The organism is Bacillus sp. JJ1533 (genome assembly GCF_036965045.1).
In the GTDB taxonomy this organism is placed as follows: domain Bacteria; phylum Bacillota; class Bacilli; order Bacillales; family Bacillaceae_L; genus Ferdinandcohnia.
Map to the genome: position 1 here is coordinate 36,684 of NZ_JBALOV010000050.1, position 21,486 is coordinate 58,169.

The window sequence follows — 21,486 nt, forward strand, 5'->3', positions numbered from 1 at the left end:
TGAATGAGATGGACTATAAACGAATCACAAGCATCAACGACCCATTATTCTTTAAAATGCATGAATTAATGAAGAGCGTGTTCCCGAAAGAAGAAGTTCTTGATTATGAGCTTTGGAAGGAGCCATTAGAGGACCCAAGCATTCGCGTATTCGTAGCGGTATACGAAAATGAGGTTGTAGGAGCAACTGAATATCGTTATTACCCGGATTGGAATATCGCGATGACTGATTTTACAATCATTGGTCAACCCGGATTGAGCATCGGTCGTTTCTTAGCACAAAATCGTAGCAAGGATCTTCAGGAGCTTGCAAGAGGAAATGGAAAAGAGCTTTTTGGAATGTTTGCTGAAATCTATGATCCTTATCAAGTAGCTCACTATGAGTTTGGGACAGTAAAGCCGATGGATCCATTCGTTCGTCGCGAGGTTTTATCCCATCTTGGCTATAAACGTCTAGATCTCGACTATATTCATCCATCTTGGAACAATGATGGGGAGGCCGTGAAGGGACTTGATCTATGCTTCATGCCTGGCGATGAACAAGTCAATGAACTTCCAACTCAATTAGTTGTTGATTTCGTAACAACCTACTATACCGTTCTTCCAAACAAACCAGCAGAATGGCTTGATATGGTGGATGGTTTAAAGGAAAAGGAATCTATTCAATTATTACCATTATAAAAATAAGGTCCATGTTTAAATCTATCCGGTTTAAATATGGACTTTTTTTGTCTGAAAATTGTCTGAAAAACGACATGTGATATAAATCATATTCCATGGGATGAGTGAGGATTTACAATGAACATAGAAGTGTATGTTTGGAAGGCAATTCGTGTTTGTAGTTGACCTTCTTAACAGACCAATATCCTTAAAGCTGGTGATATGGTGATTAGTCAAATTTTAGATGGTTTTAGTTTTCACTCTCAATGGAACGGCGGAGTTATCTTTTTTACCCTGATTTTAATTGTCTTATATATGTTTCTTTTACCAACGCCAAAGGATCACCCAAGATATAAAACCATTGCGTTTGTTGGAAGTATGCTGTTGATACTGTTTTCTGTCGGAAGTCCGTTGAATCTACTGGGACGCATGCTGTTTCGAGCACACATTATTCAAATTGTCGTTGTACTTTTGATTGCAGCACCGTTACTTGTAATCGGAATGAAGACAAACCTGCTTGAAAAAATGTTAAAAAACAACGGTTTGAAAAAAGTATATCGGATTCTTACTCATCCAGTGTTTACGATTGTCTTATTTCATGGTTTGTTAATTGGGTACCATGTACCATCTGTATTTGACTGGATTCGAACAGGGTATTTTACAAATTACTTCTTTTTAATTGGGTTGATTCTAGCAGCTGTACTTTTGTGGTGGCCAATCATCTGTCCGATTCAAGATGAAGATAAGATGACTTATAAGCAAAAACTCGTTTATATTGTGGTTAATATTGTGTTGTTTGCGCCAATCACACTCTTTTTATGGCTTTCAAATAGTGAGTTATACTCGGTTTACAGCGACACAAGTCAAATGCTCGCAGCGTTAGCATTATGTATGCCTCTCGGTGAAGAGATTCCACCGGATTTGTTGGAAACATTGCTTCCATACCCACCAATAGGGGAACAAAAGAACGGAGCGATTATTTTAATTATCTCACAAGCTTTGATATTCGGCTTAAGCGCAATCTGGTTGTTTGTGAAAAAAGGCAGGAAGTAAATTCCTGCCTTTCGTAATTTAATTAAGTTTTCCGATATAGGCTAAGTCATTGACTTCGTTTGAGTCGGTGGAGCCATCTAGGATTTTTCGTATATCTTGTAGGGAATCCTGTAAACCAATTGTTTCTCCTTTTTTACCGGTAAAAGCTTCGGCCACATAAAAAGGCTGGGTCAAATAGGCTTCAAGGCGTTCACCGCGTTTGTACGTTTGAATTTCTGCGTCCGGAAGCTTCTCAAGCCCGTGCACCGTAACGAGTGAACGAAGCTCGCGGTAGCGGCGTAATAGTTTTTTTGCACGCTGCTGAATAGTGAAATGTGTTTGATCTAGGTGCGCCCCTTCGAGAACGGAAGAGGTTGAGTATACAGGGTTGACGGCAGGGAATTGGTGTCTAGCAGTGAGGTCAGCGTCAAATTGCCATAATGTTTCAAGTGGTCCAAATGGTACATCTTCGTCAACAACTTCTCCTTTTAAATCAACAAGGATGGTAGTGACTGTATCCACTCCGATTGAATGCAATTTCTCTTGTAAGGTTTGAATTTCACCAGTGATGACATGGGAGCGGTCTGCCGTAAAAGCAACTTCTTTTGTTTTACCAAGCTTTGCAATCTCGTCGTAAGCGTCTTTGATTGTTTTTACCTGGATTTGAACTTCATCCAGAATATCGTTTACTTCTGGGTGATTTCCTTCCGGTAAAAGTAAAACGGTTGCAAAATCATTGTTGCGTAAGCGATGGAATAGTTCTGCAAGTAAAACTAGTTGCCCCATGCCAGGACGAGCGACAAGACCGACGGTACCGCCTTTTGCTAAAGGAGCAAAGACATCAAGCGTTTTAATCCCCGTTTCAATCATTTCAATTTTCTCCCCTCGAATTAATAATTCATCCAAACTACATTCAGCTAAGTCAGCAAGTGCTACTAATGTGCGCACCTCTGCACGGCCAACAGGAATCTTTCCTGTGCACAGATTGGAGACAGTGGCTGGCCGTAACCCAACCGAGCGTGCTGCAGTTGTTAAATTTGGTACTCTTCTGCGAAGCAAAGATACATTGAGTCGAATATCTTCCAAAATTTTCACCTCCTATTACTTTCTAGAGTAAACTAAATTTCGTTTGAGTGCAATAAATTATTTCGTTTGAGAGTAATTTATTTTACGTTTGCGTAAAAGAGGGTGCTAAAATCGATAGGTACATAGGGAAATACAATACTTTTCAAATTTTAATGAATTGTCCGGTCCAACATCCACAAGAATACACCCACTATCCCAACCCCATACTAATCCTAAAAACCAAACGTGAAGGAGTAATCATGACGGAAATCCTACCTGCATTATTTTTTCATCAACCTACATTAGAACTTGCTAAAGCTCTTCTCGGTTGCAAGCTTGTGAAGCACACAGACAAAGGGATTGCATCAGGCTTCATCGTCGAAACCGAGGCCTACAAAGGTCCTGAAGATCGTGCAGCACACTCTTACCAAAACAAACGGACAAAGCGAACAGAGGTGATGTTTGGGGATCCTGGGTATGTCTACACGTACCAGATGCATACACATTGTCTCGTCAATGTGGTCAGTAACGAAATCGACAAACCAGAAGCCATTCTAATCCGAGCCGTAGAGCCAGACGAAGGAATTGACTTGATGTACGAACGCCGCGGCCAAATGCCAGCCAAAAATTTAACAAATGGTCCTGGAAAATTAACAAAAGCTTTAGGCATTTCAATGGATGATTATGGTCGCCCATTTTTCGAGCCACCTATTTACATCGCAAAAGGCTATACACCTGAAAATATCTCAATCGGTCCACGAATTGGAATCGAAAATACTGGAGAAGCAAGGGACTATCCATGGCGATTTTGGGTCACGGACAATCCCTTTGTATCCCGCAAAAGATAAGGGTTTGCTCACATTGAGCAGACTCTTTTTGCATGAAAAGGATTTCTGACCTATTTTCTATGGCTAGCTCCAGGCACCATCGGCTCGAGGTCATAAGCTAATCGCTTCGGAAGGTAAAATGCACCTTCTGTCAGCGCTTATCTTATGCTAGTCGCCTAAAGCTAAGTGCCTTGCGCTTTTCTAAATAAGCCTCAGGTCCTAGTGAAAAATATAACTGGGGCTCATTATAGCGAAATGAAAATCAGGATAAGATTGAATCATGAAAGGAGGAAGTAAACATGAAAAAATTTGGATTGTTTATTCTTGGAGGTATTGCAGCGATTGTACTTTTATCACAGGTTGGTCCATTGATTGGCCTAGCGATAAGCTTAGCGATTCTGTATTTTGCATTTAAAAGGTTTCTCAAATCAGATTCAACACTAGGTAAGGTGATTTGGGCGATCATCGGAGTCATCGCACTAACAGCATCCGCTTCAAACGTACCAGCCATTTTAGGTGTCGTTGCTGCATACATCCTCTATGTTGTCATTAAAAACTGGAAAAAAGAAAAGCAGCAAGTAGTTACGGAATCATCAGACCCATTCACTAACTTTGAAAAGCAATGGGCTGAATTAAACAAACAATAATCAAAAAAAGGAGAATGATACACATGGCAAACTTATTAACTCGTATAAAGGACACAATTTTAGCAGATTTTCACGGCATTTTAGATGAGAAAGAAAAGAAAAACCCAATCGCATTGCTTAATCAGTACTTACGTCAATGTGAGGCAGAAGTAGAAAAGGTACGCAAGCTAGTGGAGCGTCAGCACTCACTAAAGGATCAATTTGCACGAGAGCATCGCGAAGCAGCAGCCCTTGCTGAAAAACGTAAATATCAAGCAGGTGTGGCACAACAAGCGGGAGAAACAGAGCTTTATGATTTTGCGGTACAGGAGCAAACGGCCTATGAAGAGCGTGCTGCTAATTTGCAGGAAGCCTTGCAAAACGCTGGGGCAGAACTAATTGGGCTTGAGAAAAAGTATGAGGAAATGAAACATAAGCTTAAAGATATGAATATAAAGCGTATGGAATTAATGGGGCGCGAGAACATTGCACGTGCCAACCATCGCATGAACCAAGTGCTAGATACAAACGCAGATACAAATAAAGCCTCAAGAACGTTTGAAGAAATGGAATCTTATCTTGATCGCCTTGAAAATCAAGTGAATTCCTCGTATCACCGCAATACAATTGATGCAAGAATCGCTCAGCTTGAAAAAGAAGTAAAAAATGAAGAAACTCATTCAATTTCACAGTGAAAACATGGTATTCTAAGAAGGCGTAGACAATCTACGTCTTCTTAGCCCAAATTTACGGATAATAATCAATGCATTCAACATAAAGAGGAGGGAAGTACCTTGTTCGATAAAATAAAAACAGACAATCTTAACGCATTTCTTCTTTTTGGAATTATTTTATTAATCATTGAAATTACATTTTTTAATGGCGGGGTCCTGTTCTCTTTTATTATATCGTTTGGATGTATTTATATTGGTCGTAAAAAAATGCCGAAAACCTTTGGGAAAATTCTATTTTGGTTCGGTTGGATAAGTCTAGCTCTTACGATTTTAGGAATGATGACAGTCAAGTTTTTAATACTGGCGGTTTTGATCTATTTACTCATTCATTTTTTTCAATCGAAGAAGAATCCGAATTATATCAAACCTGAAATAACAGAAGCAGAAAAATCCTCTGCGCATGAACCGATTCTTAAGCGTCAGCCATTGTTCCAAAACATCATCTTTGGCCAACAAAAAACGCCGGAGTACGTGTATGAGTGGAATGATGTGAACATTCAATCGGTGATTGGCGATACAATTATTGATTTAAGCTACACGGTTCTTCCTAAGGGGGAATCCGTTATTTTTATTAGAAATGCCATTGGAAATGTAAAGGTCTTTGTTCCGTATGAGGTTGAAGTTAAGGTGCATCACTCCGTCCTTTACGGTGCAACAACGATTTTTGAAAATCATGATACTAAAACAATGAATCAAACACTTCATTATCAAACGCAGGAGTATGATGATGCAGAACATAAGTTAAAAATTATTACCACAGTGGGTGTCGGGGACCTTGAGGTGAAACGAGCATGAGTACCATAAGAAGACAAATTATTGTTGGTATTTGTGTCTCGGTGTTTTTATTTCTATTAGCCCATGTCATTGTATTTATGGCCTTTCCTTTAGCCAATTGGGCTGCCATTTGGAAGACCGAACTAATGGATTTGCCTTATTTGATTCTTGCCTTAAGCCTAAGCTTAATTGGCGGGCTTGTTATTGGAATAATCTCTGGAATACTATGGAGAAAACAGCTGGTTTCTGTTTCTGATGCGATCTATCAGATTGAACAAGGGAGGTCGATTCCCGATATAACTGAAAATCAAACCGCTGAAATGATTGCGATTTGGGATCGGATAAAAAAAGTTCAAACCCATATTGCAGAACAAACAAAGCTCTCCCAAAAGCTTGCGAATGAAAAAGCAGAGGATCAAGAAAAGCGCATTCAAAAAATTGTTTCCGAAGAGCGGAACCGTTTAGCACGAGAACTTCATGATTCCGTTAGCCAACAACTTTTTGCAGCATCGATGATGATGTCAGCCATTAATGAATCCAGGACAGGTACGGACGAACGTGAGTCAAAACAGTTTAAGCTCGTTGAGGAAATGATTCACCAATCCCAACTAGAGATGCGTGCGTTATTGCTCCATTTACGCCCAGTCGCATTAAAAGGAAAGACGCTTCAGGAAGGTATTCAAGAATTATTAGTTGAACTCGTACAAAAAGTACCCGTCACCATTGAAACGAAGATTGAGGACTTTCAAATTGATAAAGGAATCGAGGACCACTTATTCCGTATCCTCCAAGAATCCGTTTCAAACACCTTAAGACATTCGAAAGCTAACCAGCTAGAAGTCCTGCTAATTAAAAGAGATGAATTTGTGATTTTACGTATTGTTGATGATGGAATTGGATTTGACGTCGAACAAGCGAAGACAGGCTCCTATGGGCTCCAGAATATGTATGAACGTGCAGTTGAAATAGGCGGCACGATGCGAATCGTAAGTATTAAAGAAAAAGGAACGCGGATTGAAGTGAAAGTACCATTGCTGGAAGGTGAAGAAAATGATTAAAGTATTATTTGTCGATGATCATGAAATGGTAAGGATAGGGGTCTCATCCTACTTATCAGCACAGCCAGATATTGAAGTTGTTGGGGAAGCAGACGACGGGAAAAAGGGAGTTGAACTGGCCTTAGAGCTCCGACCTGATATTATTTTAATGGATCTCGTCATGAAGGAAATGGACGGTATTGAAGCAACCAGGAGAATTATCGAAAGATGGCCAGAGGCAAAAATCATCATTGTAACTAGCTTTATTGATGATGAGAAGGTGTATCCAGCGTTAGAAGCGGGTGCAACAAGCTATATGCTGAAAACCTCAAAAGCAAGTGAAATCGCAGAAGCAGTCCGTAAAACGTTTCATGGACAATCGGTTTTAGAGCCAGAGGTTACTGGGAAAATGATGGTCCGTATGAGACAAAAGGATACGCATCTTCCCCATGAAGAACTAACAAACAGGGAAATGGAAATTTTACTTCTAATTGCAGATGGAAAAACAAATCAAGAAATCGCTGATGAACTCTTTATCGCTTTGAAAACGGTAAAAGTACATGTAAGTAACATCTTAAGTAAGCTCGAGGTTCAAGATCGTACCCAGGCAGTTATTTATGCATTTAAACATTCTCTTGTAAAATAAGACAAAATAATAGATTTTTCGACAAAAAGGCACAGAATACTACCTGTGCTTTTTATTTTTTGGTAAGATATATAGGTAACAAATATGTCATTTTACCCTATATAGGTATAAAGAACTATTTTACGATTACCATATTTTATACGATTAAGGAAGATTTTTATAGCCAAACTACTATTCAGTTTGTAGGACAGATGGTTTATAATTGAAAAGTCGATTCATGACGAATTTCGTCTGTGACTTTTGTACTGTTTTTGTAATAAAAGAAGGACTATTGCATATATATCTAGAAATATAAGAGAAAATGGAGAAAAAGAGATGCAGAAGATGAAAATTAAATCTACAATTCTTAGCAGTGAAGAAAAAGGTACTTTAAAATGGTTTTTAACCCTTTTTTACTTAATAATGGTAGTATATGATGTATTCTATTATTTTATCTATCCAAAGTTCATTACCAATACATCTGTAGGGTTACCGAGCAAATTTGGATATTTTGTATACTTAATAATGATTGCTTTAATTCCTGTAGCTATCTATTTAAGTAAAAAGGACAAACATTTTCTAGTAAAATACCTAGTAGTATTAACTTATTTGGTTCTCTCAATATGTAATGATGTTTCATACTATATTAATAGCTCACTAGAATATAAGAGTGGTAATATAGCAGAAATGTTTGTTATATTGTTTTCTCCAATTTTTGTAAGTAAACGATTTTTTTATGTAGTATCTATTGGTGAAATTAGTAGATATTTGTTAACTGGGGCTATTCTTCAGTCCTATGAGGCATTTTTCCCAATATTACTAACTTTGGTATTTTCTTTAATAGCACTTATTTTCTTATATAGATTTCAATCCTATGTAAATGCAGTAAAAACATCATACGATGAACAGTTAGAAGGAATGGTTAAAGGTGTTATTGCTGCCCTAGAATTAAAGGATCCGTACACTAGAGGTCATAGTGAAAGGGTTGCAAGCTATGCTTTAACCTTAGCAAAAGAAGTAAAGCAGTTTACAAATGAAGAGTTAAAGGCTTTTAATTATGCTTGTTTACTACATGATATTGGTAAGGTAAATATTCCAGACCAAATTTTGATGAAACCCTCAAAGCTTACTAATGAAGAGTTTGAGGTTATAAAAACCCATCCAGTTGTTGGTGCCGAAGCTGTAAAAAATATTGAAGGATTAAAGGGAAATATTTCAGTAATTCGATCTCATCATGAACGCTGGGATGGAAATGGATATCCCGATAATTTAAAGGGAGAAAATATCCCATTTCTAGCTAGAATTGTGGCAATTGCTGATGCCTTTGATGCAATGACATCATCAAGATCCTATCGCAGTGCTCTACCAGCAGAAGAAGCTTACAAAAGAATAATAGAAGGACAGGGCACACAATTTGACCCTAATCTAGTAGAAGTATTTAAAAAGGTTTTTCCAACATGGAAAAAAACACAAAATTCCATTATGCATAAATAGTACTTTACTACTTTATTTGAAGGGAGGGAAAAACTATGAAAATCAGAAAGCTAAAAAAACTTAAAACAACTTGCTGGTGGTGCACATGGACACCTAGAACACCACAATAACTATCATTCTTAAAGGATGCTTGCTTTCGGGTATGCATCCTCTTTTATTTGAAAATAATACTAATCGTAAGGTGGATATATGAATTTAACAAAAGAATCTTTACTAAAATTGCACGATATTGAAATTCGCAAGGATAGTAAACATTACATTGTAGAAGACCTTGCAACTCAAGAGTTTTATGAAATGCCAAAGGTGTGCGTTGATGCGCTAAATTTAATCAAACAAGGACTTAATCTAGGTGAAATAGAAGAAAGGCTAATTAAAACCTTTCCTGATGAAGAGATCAATTTGCTTGATTTTGGTGATCAGCTAATTGAATTAAATTTAATCCAATCAGTTAACGGCGAGGAGATTGAACGAAGCCATGACAAAAATAAGTTAGGTTTTGAATGGATAAGCCCTAAGTTTGGAAAAATTTTCTTTAATAAATATACAAGTTATTTATACGGACTTATATTTCTAGCTAACATAGGCATTTTTTGTTTGCAACCTTCATTGTTTCCTCACTACACTGATTTATTTGTTTTTGATATCATGTCACTTAATGTTCTAGTAATTGGGATTATCTCTTTAATACTTGTGCTGATTCACGAATCTGGACATATCATAGCGATTAGGTCCTTTGGTTTACCAACTAGATTAGATATAGGTCATCGACTATATTTAATAGTTTTTGAAACCGATCTTTCCTTAGCATGGAAACTTTCCCCCGAAAAAAGAAACATTCTTTATTTAGCTGGTGTTTGCTTCGATACGGTCATTCTCTTTTTTGCTCTTATTTTACAAATGTTTTTACCAATCCAATCAAGCTTTCTAACAGGTTTACTTGGTTTAGTAGTTTTTGATGTGATTGTAAGAATAATCTATCAGGCATGTATTTATATGAAAACCGATTTTTATTTTTTATTTGAAAATATGACAGGTACCTATAACTTAATGGAAAATGGAATATTTTTCTTGAAAGGTCTGTTTTCACGTTCTAAAGTGAAAAATAAGGAACTTTTCCACGGGGAAGAGAGAATAGTAACAGTTTATAGTTTTTTCTATGTGATTGGGGTAGGTATTACAATTGGCCTGTTTTTTATATATTATTTACCTCAATTAATATATATGGCTACTAAAATGCTTCCTGGCTATTTGGAGCCTATAACCGATCCGATTTTTTGGGATGCTATTTTGTTTACAGCCCAGATACTTGTAATCGTAGGATTCTTAACATTTTCTTTTTACAAATCCTATTATAAGAAAAATGTCGAAAATTGATAAATATTGTTATTTTTGTGGGTCTTTTAGTATATAATGTAAATGTAAGATTTGCTATGATTATTTACAAAGAGGGCTTTTGATGGTTATTAATAACACTTCTGCTTTATTACAGCATGAAGAAAGACGCGCGTTAAAAATATATTTAACATCTTTTTATATTACTTTAGTGTTATTTGATGTGATATTTTATATTATTTACAAAAATCTGAAGGTAACTCCAGGATTTAGTAATAAACTTAGTCTCATAAATTATTTGTTTTATTTTGGTTTATTAATACTTTCTTTCTATCTAATTAAAAGAGGAAAGCAGACTATTATAAAATATATTTACGTAATGGTCTATTTTTCTCTTGCACTAATTTATGATTGTCTCGTTTTTGTAGATAATCCTACAAAATATGCGAGTGGAAATGCAGCGGAATTAATCCTTGTTTTATTTTCACCTATATTTATAAATAATCGCTTTTTTTGGGTGACGTCGATTGCAGCACTTATGCGTTATGTCATCGTTGGTAGTGTTATTCATTCAGCTATAGTAATGATTCCTATCGTTTTAGTATTAGTATTATCAATCGTCGCCTACATCCTACTAACCCGTTTCAACTCGTACACGAAGGCATTGACGGAAACGCATGAGGAACTTCGGAATAAGGAGAAGCTTGCGTTTTTAGGGCAGATGGCAACAACGATAGGCCATGAGATTCGCAATCCGTTGGCATCGTTGAAGGGGTTTACCCAGCTTCAGCGAGAAAAGCATAAAGAGGATGATTTGCAGTATTCGATTATGGAGCAAGAGATCGACCGGATTGATTCAATCTTGACTGATTTACTTGTTATCGGGAAGCCAAGGCAAATTAATGTGGCGCATTGTAATTTGCAGGAACATCTCGGATATGTCATCTCCATCATTGAGCAATCTGAACAAGGAAAAAACATTGAGGTAGATTTGAAAATGGAACCGTCATTCCCACTGGTGGAATGTGATGAGAAGCAAATGAAGCAGGTTTTCTTAAATCTTATTAAAAACGGGTTTGAGTCTATGCCAGAAGGCGGGACACTTACGATTGAAGGAAGCCAGATTGATGACAATAAGGTGTCGATTCGGATTTGTGATGAAGGCTGTGGAATACCTGCGGATGTACAAGAAAAGCTGTTTCAGCCGTTTTTTACAACCAAAGATTACGGTACAGGGCTAGGTCTAATGGTGTCTAGAAAAATCATAGAGGACCATCATGGAAAAATAGAGATGGAAAGTGAACCAGGAAAAGGAACAAAAGTGGAAATTACATTACCGATTACACAATAAGCTAACTCATTGAGAGTTGGCTTATTTTTTGAAGGAAAACAAAAAACAGGCCGGTTAGATAACGAGTTCAGATACCTGTCACATTTTTAAAAAATGCATTTAAGAATGTCCTCAAATTTGTTGTATATTTTGTCCTGCAAAATGCAGGACTTTTTGTTATGTAAGAACATTACAAAGTGCCGTTAAAAGTAATTTAGGGCAAAGGCTCAAGTATTATTGAATATTGATTTCACAGTGCTTGAAAAATAAACGTAAAAATTCCGCTTAAATTGAGAAATACCCATATATCCTTAAAAATAGGGGTAGTTTTTCTGCTAATATGATCCAAATCTCTTGATTTTGTCTTATTTAGAGGGGTTAACCGGAAAATTTCCGCCTACTTCTGCTTATTAAGCTTTCTTTTGTACATTAGCCGGAAATTCTCCGCTTATGAATCTCATAGCTACGCGAAATACAACAATAGCTAGGGGGCAAAGAGATACGTGGTTTTGTGAATAAAAAACACCGCATTTTGCAGTCCAATTTGCAAGGTAACAGAAATCTCTGTAACCTTACAAATTGGACTGCAGTTTCACGCCTATTTTTATCATTATTGGCGTTATATCAATAAAAAATGACCATCAATTTCTTTTAAAAATTGATGGTCATTTTTAAGTTTTGTGACAGGAAACAGAACCCGTTGCCAGTTAGACCTGTTTTTACGATTAATGTTATTTCATCCCGGCTTCTGTTTCTTCGATGCCTTTGTTTTCAATCCAAATCTTGATATGTGTTAAAATGGAAAATGCAAAGAAGAAATTCATTGCGAGCACGCTTACTAACAAATGGATATCCCCAAAATAAATGCCAGTGTACCCTTTTAATTTAATGACAATAAATCCTTCAAAGAGCAACAAAAAGACACTCAAAAATGCAGCAACTCCTGTGCGAATCATGGTACCATCCCCCTTGTATTTATTACGAATCTATATGTAACTCAATAATTTGTGTATAATTTGTGAACTTACTCAAATTATACACCACTTTCACAATGTATGTAAAATGTAAGCGCTAAAAAATATATTCGATTCCAAATTAAAAAAAGGAAAAATTAGGTTGCCTTCCAAATAAGCCTAGACTATAATCAAAATTACGACTTTTATAGGAATACTTTGTTCTTTTTTACCGTGAATTGAAGCTTATTCATGGTTTTTTGTACGTTAATGGAGGTGGTTGGATGACGGAGGAGAAGCATCCGGACTTTGATGTGGAAGTAGAGCGGTTAGATTTTACGAAAAAGTACATGGATATTGTCATTCGGGCTTCAGAGTCAACCGAGGAAAATTTTCGGGATAATTTAAGGAGTGCCCTTGATGGTGTGGACTTCAAAGACAGTAGTTTGAGCTATTTAAATATGTTAACGAATTCAACGATGCTCAGAAGGACCCATGAAGAGGTACGAAACCTAAAGAGAAACCGAAACAAGCCCTATTTCGCCAGGATTAATTTTAAACGGGAAGAAACGGGGAATGAGGAGATTCTCTACTTTGGCAAGGTATCTCTTTTTGACAAGGAGACCCAGCTCCCGATTATTGTAGACTGGCGCTCCCCTGTTGCTAACCTTTATTATGATGGTCGTCTTGGGGAGGTTTCGTATGAAGCCGAGGGGGAGGAATATGAGGGGTACTTATCGTTAAAGCGACAATTCATCATTGAAGAGGGCGAGCTCGATGAAATTCGGGATGTTGATTTAACAACGACAGATGAGCTTCTCCAAAAATCCTTATCTGAAAGTGCAAGTAATCGCCTCACTGATATCGTGTCAACGATCCAGGAGGAGCAAAACAACATTATCCGTGCTGATCTCAACAAGCCGATTATTGTTCAGGGGGCTGCTGGAAGTGGGAAGACAACCATTGCCCTGCACCGCATCTCGTATTTTATCTACACTTATGCAGACTATTTTTCACCAGACCAACTGATGATTCTTGCCCCAAACCGACTTTTCATCGATTATATTTCAGAAGTACTCCCAGAGCTTGGTGTGGATCATATCTTGCAAACGACCTATGTTGATTATGTGAAAAAATGCCTTGGGAAACCGATTAAGCTCACAAAACCAGAAGAGAAGCTGCTTGGTTTTATCCATAATGAATTCAAAAATCCAGACATGATTAAGTGGATCTCGGCATTCAAAGGCTCACTTGAGTATCGGGATATGTTGGAGCATTATGTGGAGGATATTCTAAGTTCATTGTTACCACAGGAGGACTTTTTTGTCTCGAAATTTAAACTGTACAAAGCGAGAGATATTCATCACCTAATGACCTATGAATATCGTTATCTTCCTTATTATAAACGGATTGATAAGGTGAAAAAGGTACTTCAAAATACGGTTCGTCTCCAAAAAAAGAATATGATTCATAAGGTTACGAAGTTTTATGATGATAAGCTAGATAACGTCTTGTTTAAAACAAAAATTGACGCTGAAAAGCGCCGCCGTTACGTAACAAAAGCCCTTGATAAAAAGGCAGAGCTCATCGAAGAAATCACCAAGCAATCCCGCACAGCCGTTAATGCATATATCAAAAAGCTTCCACACCATGATGTGTTCTACTATTTTCAAAGGTTTGTGTCAGAGCTTTTTCCGACCTATGCTGCGGGAATCTTGAACGTTGAGCAAATCCAGTTTTTTATGGACTATCAAAAACAACTTCAAAAATCAAAGCAATATGAGCTTGAAGATTTAGCGGGGCTTCTTTATTTAAAGGCTAAGCTCTACGGAGTTAAGAAGGAATGGAAGGCCCGTAATGTCGTAATCGATGAAGCGCAGGATTATAGCTATTTTCAATTAGCGGCCTTAAAAACAGCACTCGAAACGGATATGTTTACAATTGTTGGCGATTTAGCGCAAGGAATTCACTCCTATCGCGGAATTAATAATTGGACGCCAGTTCTTGATCAAATCTTTCCAAGAGCGACCTATAAAACCCTGCAAAAAAGTTACCGGACCACTATTGAAATTATGAACACGGCAAATGAATTACTATCGTTGCTGGAGTTAGATTTACCAATGGTCGACCCTGTAGTTCGCCATGGGGAGAAACCGGTATTTCATCAAATTAGTTGTTTAGAGAAAGAAACAGTGGAAGCCTTAGCTGAGGTTATTCAGAAACTTTACGATGAAAATATGAAAACCGTTGCAATTATCGGGAAGACAAATAAAGAGTGCCAAAAGCTAACGAAAGCCTTCAAAAAACACAGTGAACTTCCGGTTCAGCTTTTAAAAGAAAATGAAGAGATTAACAAGGAAGAAGTCGTCATCGTAAGCTCGCATTTATCGAAGGGTTTGGAATTTGATGCGGTGATTATCTATTCGAATGAGGAAAAATTTTATACCAATGAAATCGACATCAAGCTCTTGTATGTGTCCATGACTCGTCCGTTGCACCGACTGCATTTTTTCGGGACTGACCCTACCGATTTTATGCTGGATAAAGTAGATGAAGTATTATATACAAAAACGCAAAACACCTGACTCGTGTTTTGCGTTTCTTTGCTGTCTAGCGCAAGCGCCTAGCCCCTCGAGGTCATAAGCCAATCCGTCATGAAGGATAAAAGGCATCCTTCCCGCCGGCTTTTCTTATGCTTGTCGGACTTGCACAGGACAAGGAAGGCTTCGGCAGCATCATCATCGCACGAAGAAAATNNGCCACAGGACGTGGCAGTAGTTAGTCGATGTTCCCCTTCAAGGCGCTTACGCTTTTCTATTTAAAATACTTTAGTTGTCCAAGATTCAACGTTCCACACATCGGTCACGACATCTTGATAAAATTCTGGCTCGTGGCAGATAAGGAGCATGCTACCTTTATATTCTTTAAGGGCACGTTTCAATTCATCTTTCGCATCGACATCAAGGTGGTTTGTCGGCTCGTCAAGAAGAAGGATATTTGTATCTTTATTGATTAACTTACAGAGGCGTACCTTCGCTTTTTCCCCACCACTTAATACTTCAACCTTACTTTCAATATGCTTTGTCGTAAGACCACATTTCGCAAGTGCAGCCCGAACCTCATATTGGTTGAAGGAAGGAAATTCACTCCAAATTTCTTCAATACAAGTATTATAATTTGCTTCCTTAATCTCTTGTTCAAAATAGCCAATCTCTTGGTTTTCACCAAGCTGAACAGTCCCCGAAAGAGGTTTGTTCATGCCAAGGATGCTTCGTAGCAACGTTGTTTTCCCGATTCCGTTTGCCCCAACTAAGGCAATCTTTTGACCTCTTTCCATACGGAGGTTAAGCGGCTTTGAAAGTGGTTCATCATATCCAATAACAAGATCCTTCGTTTCAAAAATGAGCTTGCTTGACGTTTTGCCTGCTCTAAAATTAAATTCCGGCTTTGGCTTTTCCTTCGCCAGTTCAATAACTTCCATCTTATCGAGCTTCTTCTGACGAGACATTGCCATGTTTCTTGTAGACACCCGTGCCTTGTTACGGGCCACAAAGTCCTTAAGCTCAGAGATTTCCTGTTGTTGCTTCTTGTAGGCAGCCTCAAGCTGCTGCTTTTTCACTTCATATACCTTTTGGAAATTATCGTAATCTCCAACATAACGATTAAGCTCCTGGTTTTCCATATGATAAATAAGATTGATAACACTATTTAAAAATGGAATATCATGTGAAATTAGAATAAATGCATTTTCATATTCTTGGAGATAACGTTTTAACCAGATAATATGCTGTTCGTCTAAGTAGTTGGTTGGCTCATCCAGTAAAAGAATATCTGGCTTTTCAAGTAATAGCTTGGCAAGAAGCACTTTTGTACGCTGCCCACCACTTAAATCCTGTACATCACGCTCAAGCCCGATATCTTCAAGACCCAATCCGCGCGCGATTTCGTCAACCTTCGCGTCAATGACGTAAAAGTCATTGTTTGTAAGGGTGTCCTGGATGGTACCGACATCCTCCAGCATTTTTTCAAGCTCCTCAGGTGTGGCGTCACCCATTTTTCCGTAAAACTCATTCATTTCTGCTTCCATATCAAAAAGATATTTAAAAGCACTGTTTAATGCATCACGAATCGTCATTCCTTTTTCAAGCACAGTATGCTGGTCAAGATAGCCAACGCGGACATTTTTTGACCATTCAATCTTACCGGCATCAGGCTCAAGCTTTCCAGTGATGATATTCATGAAGGTTGATTTACCTTCTCCATTTGCACCAATTAACCCAATGTGCTCCCCTTTTAATAAACGAAACGACACATCATTAAAAATGGCACGATCACCAAAACCATGGCTCACATTTGATACTGTTAAAATACTCATCTATTTACACCTTTTTCATCAGTTTAGTTATCCTTGATAAAAATTACACATATACCGATTATAAACGAGAAATCAAGGGGTTGGAAAGGGGACTTTATTAGAAGTAAAGTAAAAATTTTCTTTTCGTCAAATAATTAGCGGACTTGTCTCATATTCATATAGTACTGAAAAAAATAAATAAGGGGCTACAGGATGAAGACATTTTTTAAAGGGACATTGTTACTGGTTATTGCAGCATTTATTGGAGAGTGTGTGGAATTTTTAATCAATCTTGTTCTAGCAAAAGAGCTTGGTGGACATGGAATGGGATTATATATGACCATTTTGCCATCAATCTTTTTAGTCGTGATTTTGGCAAGTCTTGAGCTGCCTGTATCCATCTCCAAATTTATTGCCGAAAAAGAGGACAGGTACCATCGCAGTATGTTAAAGCATGCGACAGTCTTGACAACTGTGTTTACAGCGATTATTATTTCCTTAGCATTCGTCATTTTACCGGTTATACCTTTGTTCGATGATTACCATCCTTTTGTAAAGTGGTTAGTTATCATTTTTATCCCGATTGTTTCATTTTTATCGATTGCCAGGGGTTATTTTATGGGGATTCAATCGATGGGGCGCATTGCCTTTGCGAACTTCCTTCGTAAGGCTGTGCAACTAATTTTGTTAGTGTTCATCTATCAGTTACTAGAATTTGAGATTCATACCTCAATCTTAATTGCCCTATGTACAATTGTTGCAAGTGACCTGGTCGTATTTGGCTATTTAGGCTATGAGTATCTCCTTCATTATCGTAGATTGGGACAAAGACCAGAATCCACTTTAAGTGGAAAAATGGTACGAAAAAACCTGCTCGCGGTTTCCTTGCCGACAACTGGGATGCGAATATTCCATGCCATCTCACACGCGGTACAGCCGTTTCTGATCAAAGCTGCTTTACTAAAAGCGGGGATGCCAGCAGCTATAGCGACCGAGCATTTTGGTTTGATGACAGGGGTAGCGTTAACGATTGGCTTTTTCCCGGCGTTCATTGCACATTCATTGCTGATTGTGTTAATTCCAACGGTGTCTGAAGCTTATTCTAAGCGTGACATGGGAATGCTGCAATCCTTACTCCAGCAGGTTATGAAAATGACCTTCCTATACGGAATTCCAGCCTGTGTGATTTTTTATTATTTCGCAGATCCGCTCACTCATATTTTCTTCGAATCATCAGCAGCGACTGTCTATTTGCAAATGCTTTGGCCGTATTTCTTGTTCCATTTCTTCTTAATTCCAATGCAGGCTTACTTAATTGGGCTTGGATTAGTGAAGGATGCGTTCATTCATAATGTATGGTCAACCGTTGTGTCCTTTGCGATTATGTTCACCCTAGGTTCTCTCCAAACCCTGCAAATGGAAGGAATCATTATCGGGATGAACATGGGTGCAGTCTTACTTGCTTTGATGCATTACGTGACTATCTGTAGAAAAATTGGGGTCTCTGTGATTTCGACAAAATTTTTGGGTCCAGCAGTGTGATTTGTTTGTAAAATCATGAAACTTCGTGTTATAATGAGCGGGATTAATGTCTAGCTGTCATTAATCACATTTTTTTTAGGATGAATTTGACTAATAAAATTTTAAAATATAATTTTGAAAAGATTGGTAAATGGTAGAATACGAAAAAGTCTAACCATGGCCTAGCTTCTATTTGTGTAGAGGTTAGGCCATTTTTTATTGCGTTTTAGGAGGATTATGGATCGCATGTCGAGAAGCAACATTACAAAACAGGAAGAATTAACACATATTAGCAGCTATGTTAGTAAACTAATAAAATCTAAGTTTGGCAAAGGACCGGAAACTTGTTTTACATCGATTTCCGAACAATATATTGTCGTCCATATTAAAAAGTTCATGACAAAAATTGAACACGAACTTGTCAAGAAAGAGGATTTTGAAACTGCTTGTAAAATTCGAACAAACATCATGGAAGACGTTTTAGACCCAATACAAGAATTGTTGGAAGAAATATGTAATAAGCAAATCACCCAACTATATCAGGATTGGAATTTTCAAAAAAACACAGGGGTTTTGCTAGCAGTGGTGAAAGCAGAGGTGGAAGCTGAAAGAGAAAATTCGCTTGAATTTATGCTGCTTCGAAATGAAATAAGTAAGCAAAGCGAATTTTATCAGTATCAACCAACTGAACAGAGTTTCACTAAGATTGGCGAAAAAGTTTATATTATTCGATTAGCTGGTTACTTATTACCGATTGAAAGAATACTGATCGAAAAAGGGTTACATATCCTCGAGGAAAGAGAAAATAGAATCCGGAAAAGATATGATACGAATATTGAACGATTTAACAAAATCATAAAAAATGAAATTCATGATATTTTTATGATTTGGAACTATGAACAAGATGAAAGCTATAAAATCTTTTATTGCAAATGAGATTGTTTTCATAATTCCCATCAAAGTTGACAAACTATGTGTAAACATGGAAATGAAAGGGAAACGATGCTACAATATTAGAGGCTAATGAATTTGAAGTCATTGGTTATTGTGGTGAATTCCCTAGAGGTGGGAATCATATGAATTTACAAGAAAAATTAAAATACATAAGTAGTTACACAAGCAAACTCCTCCGAAATAAATTTGGACGGGGACCTGAATCCTGTTTTGCGGTAACAGCAGATTGCTATTTAGTCCTACATATCCGAGGTTTTATCTCTCCGATGGAAGAGGTTCTTTTACAGGAGAATCAGCATATTCAAGTGGATCATGCGAGGGATGTCGTAATAAAAAGCATATTATCTGAATTAAAGGGTGTATTCCAGGTAACCCTTGAAACAGAAGTACGGACCTTTTTTCATGATTGGAACTTTCCAAATAACACAGGTGTCATTATTGCCGAGTTAGAAGATTCATTACTGCCAATGGAAAAGAATGGGGAAATCGATTTTTCCCTTCTAGAATCTGAAGTTGCGAGAATTAGCCTTCTTGTCGAAAAGCCACCGGAGGAAACACTTAGTTTTCAAATTTCCCCAAGATTGTTTATCGTGAAGAGAGAAGGAATCTTAGTTCCGATTGAAAAGGCGTTAATTGAGTCCGGCTTTGAGAAAGAGCTCCATTTTACAAAGGACGAACTTGAAAAAAGCTATCTACATCGCTATGGAAAATTTGATCAAATTTTTCAGCGTGAGGTTATCGATATATTTGTTGACTGGAATTTTAAAAATGATAACAGCTTGATTTGTTTTAATATCAAATAAACATGGTAAATGCGAGGATGTCCTTTGGGATAAGCCTTCGTCATGGCCTAACTTCTTGATGAGGTTAGGCCTTTTTCTTTTTAAAGGGAATATAGAGAAAAGGATTGGGTGAAATGGGAAATAGAAGATGGAAGGTGTTAAATTTTGCAGTTTTAGTCTGTTGTGTCATTTTGATTGTAGGAAAAATCTTTTATGTCGAACTAATAAGTCGGTTGGAGCCTTATCTTTTACTGATTGCGCTTATTGCTTCAATTTTCTCCATTTTTGAATCGCGAAAAAATCGGGAGTTCCGCTTTCTCGTGGAAAATGCTCCATACGCCATTTTGCTTATGCGCAAAGAGGAGATTATCTATAGTAATGATACGGGGAAATATTTAATCGGTGCGGATGAGAGGTCGTTAATCGGGCATCGGCTTGATGAGTTTATTCAATATGATTCCGAAATATCAACGAGAAAAATTGAAAAAGGACATAAATTTAAGAGGATTACAGAAGGTAAAATTGCCCATCCAGCTTTGGGTGAGATTGATGTAGAAATTAAATTGATGCCGATTATGTATCAGGGAGAAAGCTGCCAATATATCGTCGTCCGTGACATAACCGAGTTGAAAAAGGGACAGGAGCTCATTCAACAAACGGATAAGCTTTCGATGGTAGGGGAGATGGCAGCAGGTATCGCCCACGAAATTCGGAATCCACTAACAAGCTTAAAGGGTTTTACACAGCTTTTGCATCATGAAAAAGCAAACACCTATTCTGAAATTATGGTGTCTGAAATTGACCGAATTAATACAATTGTCGATGAAATGCTGTTGCTCGCAAAGCCAAAAAAGCTTCAGTTGCGAAGGCAAAACATCACAAATGTGCTTAATGAAGTTGTATTTTTGTTAGACACTCAGGCGATTCTCCATAATATCCAGATTAAGACTTCCTATCATGATGAGCTAAAAGGTACCTTTATCAATTGTGAGGAAAATAAGCTGAAGCAAGTTTTTATTAATGTCTTAAAAAATAGCATTGAAGCAATAGATGATGGGGGGCATATCGATATTTCACTGTATCCAAATGGAGGCAATGCGATCATTCAAATTGCCGACAATGGTTCTGGAATACCTCCAGATAAGCTGCCGAACATTGGCAAAGCGTTCTATACCACAAAAGAAAGAGGGACAGGCCTTGGCTTAATGATATGCCAAACCATCATCCAAGAACATGGCGGCCAAATGAAAATCGACAGTGTCGAAAACCAAGGAACCACCGTGGAAATAACACTGCCTCTTTTAGATGAAGGTCTTCAACTCGTATGAAGACCTTTTTGAATTGGGAGAATAGAGACTGGCGTGCCCGGCCCGCGAACGAAATCCGC

Annotated in this window: 19 protein-coding genes; 16 read left to right on the forward strand and 3 right to left on the reverse strand. The window is 37.7% G+C overall.

The window, feature by feature from the left end:
* Nucleotides 1–8 precede the first annotated feature (8 nt).
* On the forward strand, nt 9–680 hold the full coding sequence (locus V7138_RS23365; protein WP_335402228.1) for a GNAT family N-acetyltransferase: 672 nt from the start codon (nt 9–11) through the stop codon (nt 678–680).
* A gap of 204 nt (nt 681–884) precedes the next feature.
* Entirely contained in the window at nt 885–1,712 is an 828-nt protein-coding gene (locus V7138_RS23370) for a cytochrome c oxidase assembly protein (protein WP_335402231.1), read from the forward strand.
* Between the two features lie 18 nt (nt 1,713–1,730).
* Here the strand turns inward: V7138_RS23370 and V7138_RS23375 are convergent, their stop codons facing one another.
* On the reverse strand, nt 1,731–2,777 hold the full coding sequence (locus V7138_RS23375; protein ID WP_335402233.1) for an ATP synthase beta subunit C-terminal domain-containing protein: 1,047 nt from the start codon (nt 2,775–2,777) through the stop codon (nt 1,731–1,733).
* 239 nt (nt 2,778–3,016) lie between these two features.
* On the opposite strand from V7138_RS23375, the gene V7138_RS23380 reads away from it, so the two are divergent.
* From V7138_RS23380 to V7138_RS23420, 9 genes are all read left to right on the forward strand, one after another.
* Nucleotides 3,017–3,604 (forward strand): DNA-3-methyladenine glycosylase, encoded by a 588-nt coding sequence (locus V7138_RS23380; RefSeq protein ID WP_335402236.1) that lies wholly within the window; start codon nt 3,017–3,019, stop codon nt 3,602–3,604.
* Nucleotides 3,605–3,882: 278 nt separating this feature from the next.
* Nucleotides 3,883–4,230, forward strand: a complete 348-nt coding sequence (locus V7138_RS23385) for a flagellar basal body rod protein (RefSeq protein ID WP_335402239.1) — start codon at nt 3,883–3,885, stop codon at nt 4,228–4,230.
* Between the two features lie 23 nt (nt 4,231–4,253).
* Complete coding sequence (locus V7138_RS23390) at nt 4,254–4,904, forward strand: PspA/IM30 family protein (protein ID WP_335402240.1); 651 nt, start codon at nt 4,254–4,256, stop codon at nt 4,902–4,904.
* Between the two features lie 99 nt (nt 4,905–5,003).
* A complete protein-coding gene (liaF, locus tag V7138_RS23395; protein ID WP_335402241.1) occupies nt 5,004–5,738 on the forward strand; it encodes a cell wall-active antibiotics response protein LiaF in 735 nt (244 codons plus the stop codon).
* A complete protein-coding gene (locus tag V7138_RS23400) occupies nt 5,735–6,775 on the forward strand; it encodes a sensor histidine kinase (protein WP_335402243.1) in 1,041 nt (346 codons plus the stop codon). The genes liaF and V7138_RS23400 overlap by 4 nt, the downstream gene beginning before the upstream one ends.
* A complete protein-coding gene (locus V7138_RS23405; protein ID WP_335402244.1) occupies nt 6,768–7,400 on the forward strand; it encodes a response regulator transcription factor in 633 nt (210 codons plus the stop codon). Before V7138_RS23400 ends, V7138_RS23405 begins: the two co-directional genes overlap by 8 nt.
* Before the next feature lie 315 nt (nt 7,401–7,715).
* Nucleotides 7,716–8,873 carry an HD-GYP domain-containing protein gene (locus tag V7138_RS23410; RefSeq protein WP_335402246.1) on the forward strand — a complete coding sequence of 386 codons (1,158 nt, stop codon included), beginning with the start codon at nt 7,716–7,718 and terminating at the stop codon, nt 8,871–8,873.
* A 189-nt stretch (nt 8,874–9,062) separates the two neighbouring features.
* Entirely contained in the window at nt 9,063–10,247 is a 1,185-nt protein-coding gene (locus V7138_RS23415) for a hypothetical protein (protein WP_335402248.1), read from the forward strand.
* Between the two features lie 82 nt (nt 10,248–10,329).
* Nucleotides 10,330–11,556 (forward strand): ATP-binding protein, encoded by a 1,227-nt coding sequence (locus V7138_RS23420; RefSeq protein WP_335402250.1) that lies wholly within the window; start codon nt 10,330–10,332, stop codon nt 11,554–11,556.
* A gap of 710 nt (nt 11,557–12,266) precedes the next feature.
* Here V7138_RS23420 and V7138_RS23425 read toward each other — a convergent pair.
* Nucleotides 12,267–12,491, reverse strand: a complete 225-nt coding sequence (locus tag V7138_RS23425) for a hypothetical protein (RefSeq protein WP_335402251.1) — start codon at nt 12,489–12,491, stop codon at nt 12,267–12,269.
* Between the two features lie 281 nt (nt 12,492–12,772).
* Between V7138_RS23425 and helD the strand changes: the two genes are divergently transcribed.
* The gene (gene helD / locus V7138_RS23430) at nt 12,773–15,073 is read left to right on the forward strand and encodes an RNA polymerase recycling motor HelD (protein ID WP_335402252.1); all 2,301 of its coding nucleotides are present in this window, start codon (nt 12,773–12,775) and stop codon (nt 15,071–15,073) included.
* 233 nt (nt 15,074–15,306) lie between these two features.
* Here helD and V7138_RS23435 read toward each other — a convergent pair whose 3' ends face one another.
* On the reverse strand, nt 15,307–16,863 hold the full coding sequence (locus tag V7138_RS23435; RefSeq protein WP_335402254.1) for an ABC-F family ATP-binding cassette domain-containing protein: 1,557 nt from the start codon (nt 16,861–16,863) through the stop codon (nt 15,307–15,309).
* A gap of 192 nt (nt 16,864–17,055) precedes the next feature.
* Between V7138_RS23435 and V7138_RS23440 the strand changes: the two genes are divergently transcribed.
* The 4 genes from V7138_RS23440 (at nt 17,056) to V7138_RS23455 (ending at nt 21,427) form a co-directional block, all read left to right on the forward strand.
* A complete protein-coding gene (locus V7138_RS23440) occupies nt 17,056–18,384 on the forward strand; it encodes a polysaccharide biosynthesis protein (protein WP_335402255.1) in 1,329 nt (442 codons plus the stop codon).
* A 225-nt stretch (nt 18,385–18,609) separates the two neighbouring features.
* Nucleotides 18,610–19,299, forward strand: coding sequence for a Na-translocating system protein MpsC family protein (locus V7138_RS23445; RefSeq protein WP_335402257.1), 690 nt, complete (start codon nt 18,610–18,612; stop codon nt 19,297–19,299).
* 140 nt (nt 19,300–19,439) lie between these two features.
* Nucleotides 19,440–20,120, forward strand: coding sequence for a Na-translocating system protein MpsC family protein (locus V7138_RS23450; RefSeq protein ID WP_335402259.1), 681 nt, complete (start codon nt 19,440–19,442; stop codon nt 20,118–20,120).
* A gap of 113 nt (nt 20,121–20,233) precedes the next feature.
* Nucleotides 20,234–21,427: an ATP-binding protein gene (locus tag V7138_RS23455; RefSeq protein ID WP_335402260.1), complete on the forward strand. Its 1,194-nt coding sequence runs from the start codon at nt 20,234–20,236 to the stop codon at nt 21,425–21,427.
* The last annotated feature ends 59 nt before the right edge of the window (nt 21,428–21,486 follow it).

Bases quoted from the DNA above. Each gene is read 5' to 3' on its own strand.
- V7138_RS23435 (WP_335402254.1), bottom strand. From the start codon at position 16,863: ATGAGTATTTTAACAGTATCAAATGTGAGCCATGGTTTTGGTGATCGT.
- V7138_RS23450 (WP_335402259.1), top strand. From the start codon at position 19,440: ATGAATTTACAAGAAAAATTAAAATACATAAGTAGTTACACAAGCAAA.
- V7138_RS23405 (WP_335402244.1), top strand. From the start codon at position 6,768: ATGATTAAAGTATTATTTGTCGATGATCATGAAATGGTAAGGATAGGG.
- V7138_RS23380 (WP_335402236.1), top strand. From the start codon at position 3,017: ATGACGGAAATCCTACCTGCATTATTTTTTCATCAACCTACATTAGAA.
- V7138_RS23440 (WP_335402255.1), top strand. From the start codon at position 17,056: ATGAAGACATTTTTTAAAGGGACATTGTTACTGGTTATTGCAGCATTT.
- V7138_RS23410 (WP_335402246.1), top strand. From the start codon at position 7,716: ATGCAGAAGATGAAAATTAAATCTACAATTCTTAGCAGTGAAGAAAAA.
- V7138_RS23445 (WP_335402257.1), top strand. From the start codon at position 18,610: ATGTCGAGAAGCAACATTACAAAACAGGAAGAATTAACACATATTAGC.
- V7138_RS23420 (WP_335402250.1), top strand. From the start codon at position 10,330: ATGGTTATTAATAACACTTCTGCTTTATTACAGCATGAAGAAAGACGC.
- V7138_RS23400 (WP_335402243.1), top strand. From the start codon at position 5,735: ATGAGTACCATAAGAAGACAAATTATTGTTGGTATTTGTGTCTCGGTG.
- helD (WP_335402252.1), top strand. From the start codon at position 12,773: ATGACGGAGGAGAAGCATCCGGACTTTGATGTGGAAGTAGAGCGGTTA.
- V7138_RS23425 (WP_335402251.1), bottom strand. From the start codon at position 12,491: ATGATTCGCACAGGAGTTGCTGCATTTTTGAGTGTCTTTTTGTTGCTC.
- V7138_RS23365 (WP_335402228.1), top strand. From the start codon at position 9: ATGGACTATAAACGAATCACAAGCATCAACGACCCATTATTCTTTAAA.
- V7138_RS23415 (WP_335402248.1), top strand. From the start codon at position 9,063: ATGAATTTAACAAAAGAATCTTTACTAAAATTGCACGATATTGAAATT.
- V7138_RS23385 (WP_335402239.1), top strand. From the start codon at position 3,883: ATGAAAAAATTTGGATTGTTTATTCTTGGAGGTATTGCAGCGATTGTA.
- V7138_RS23455 (WP_335402260.1), top strand. From the start codon at position 20,234: ATGGGAAATAGAAGATGGAAGGTGTTAAATTTTGCAGTTTTAGTCTGT.
- V7138_RS23390 (WP_335402240.1), top strand. From the start codon at position 4,254: ATGGCAAACTTATTAACTCGTATAAAGGACACAATTTTAGCAGATTTT.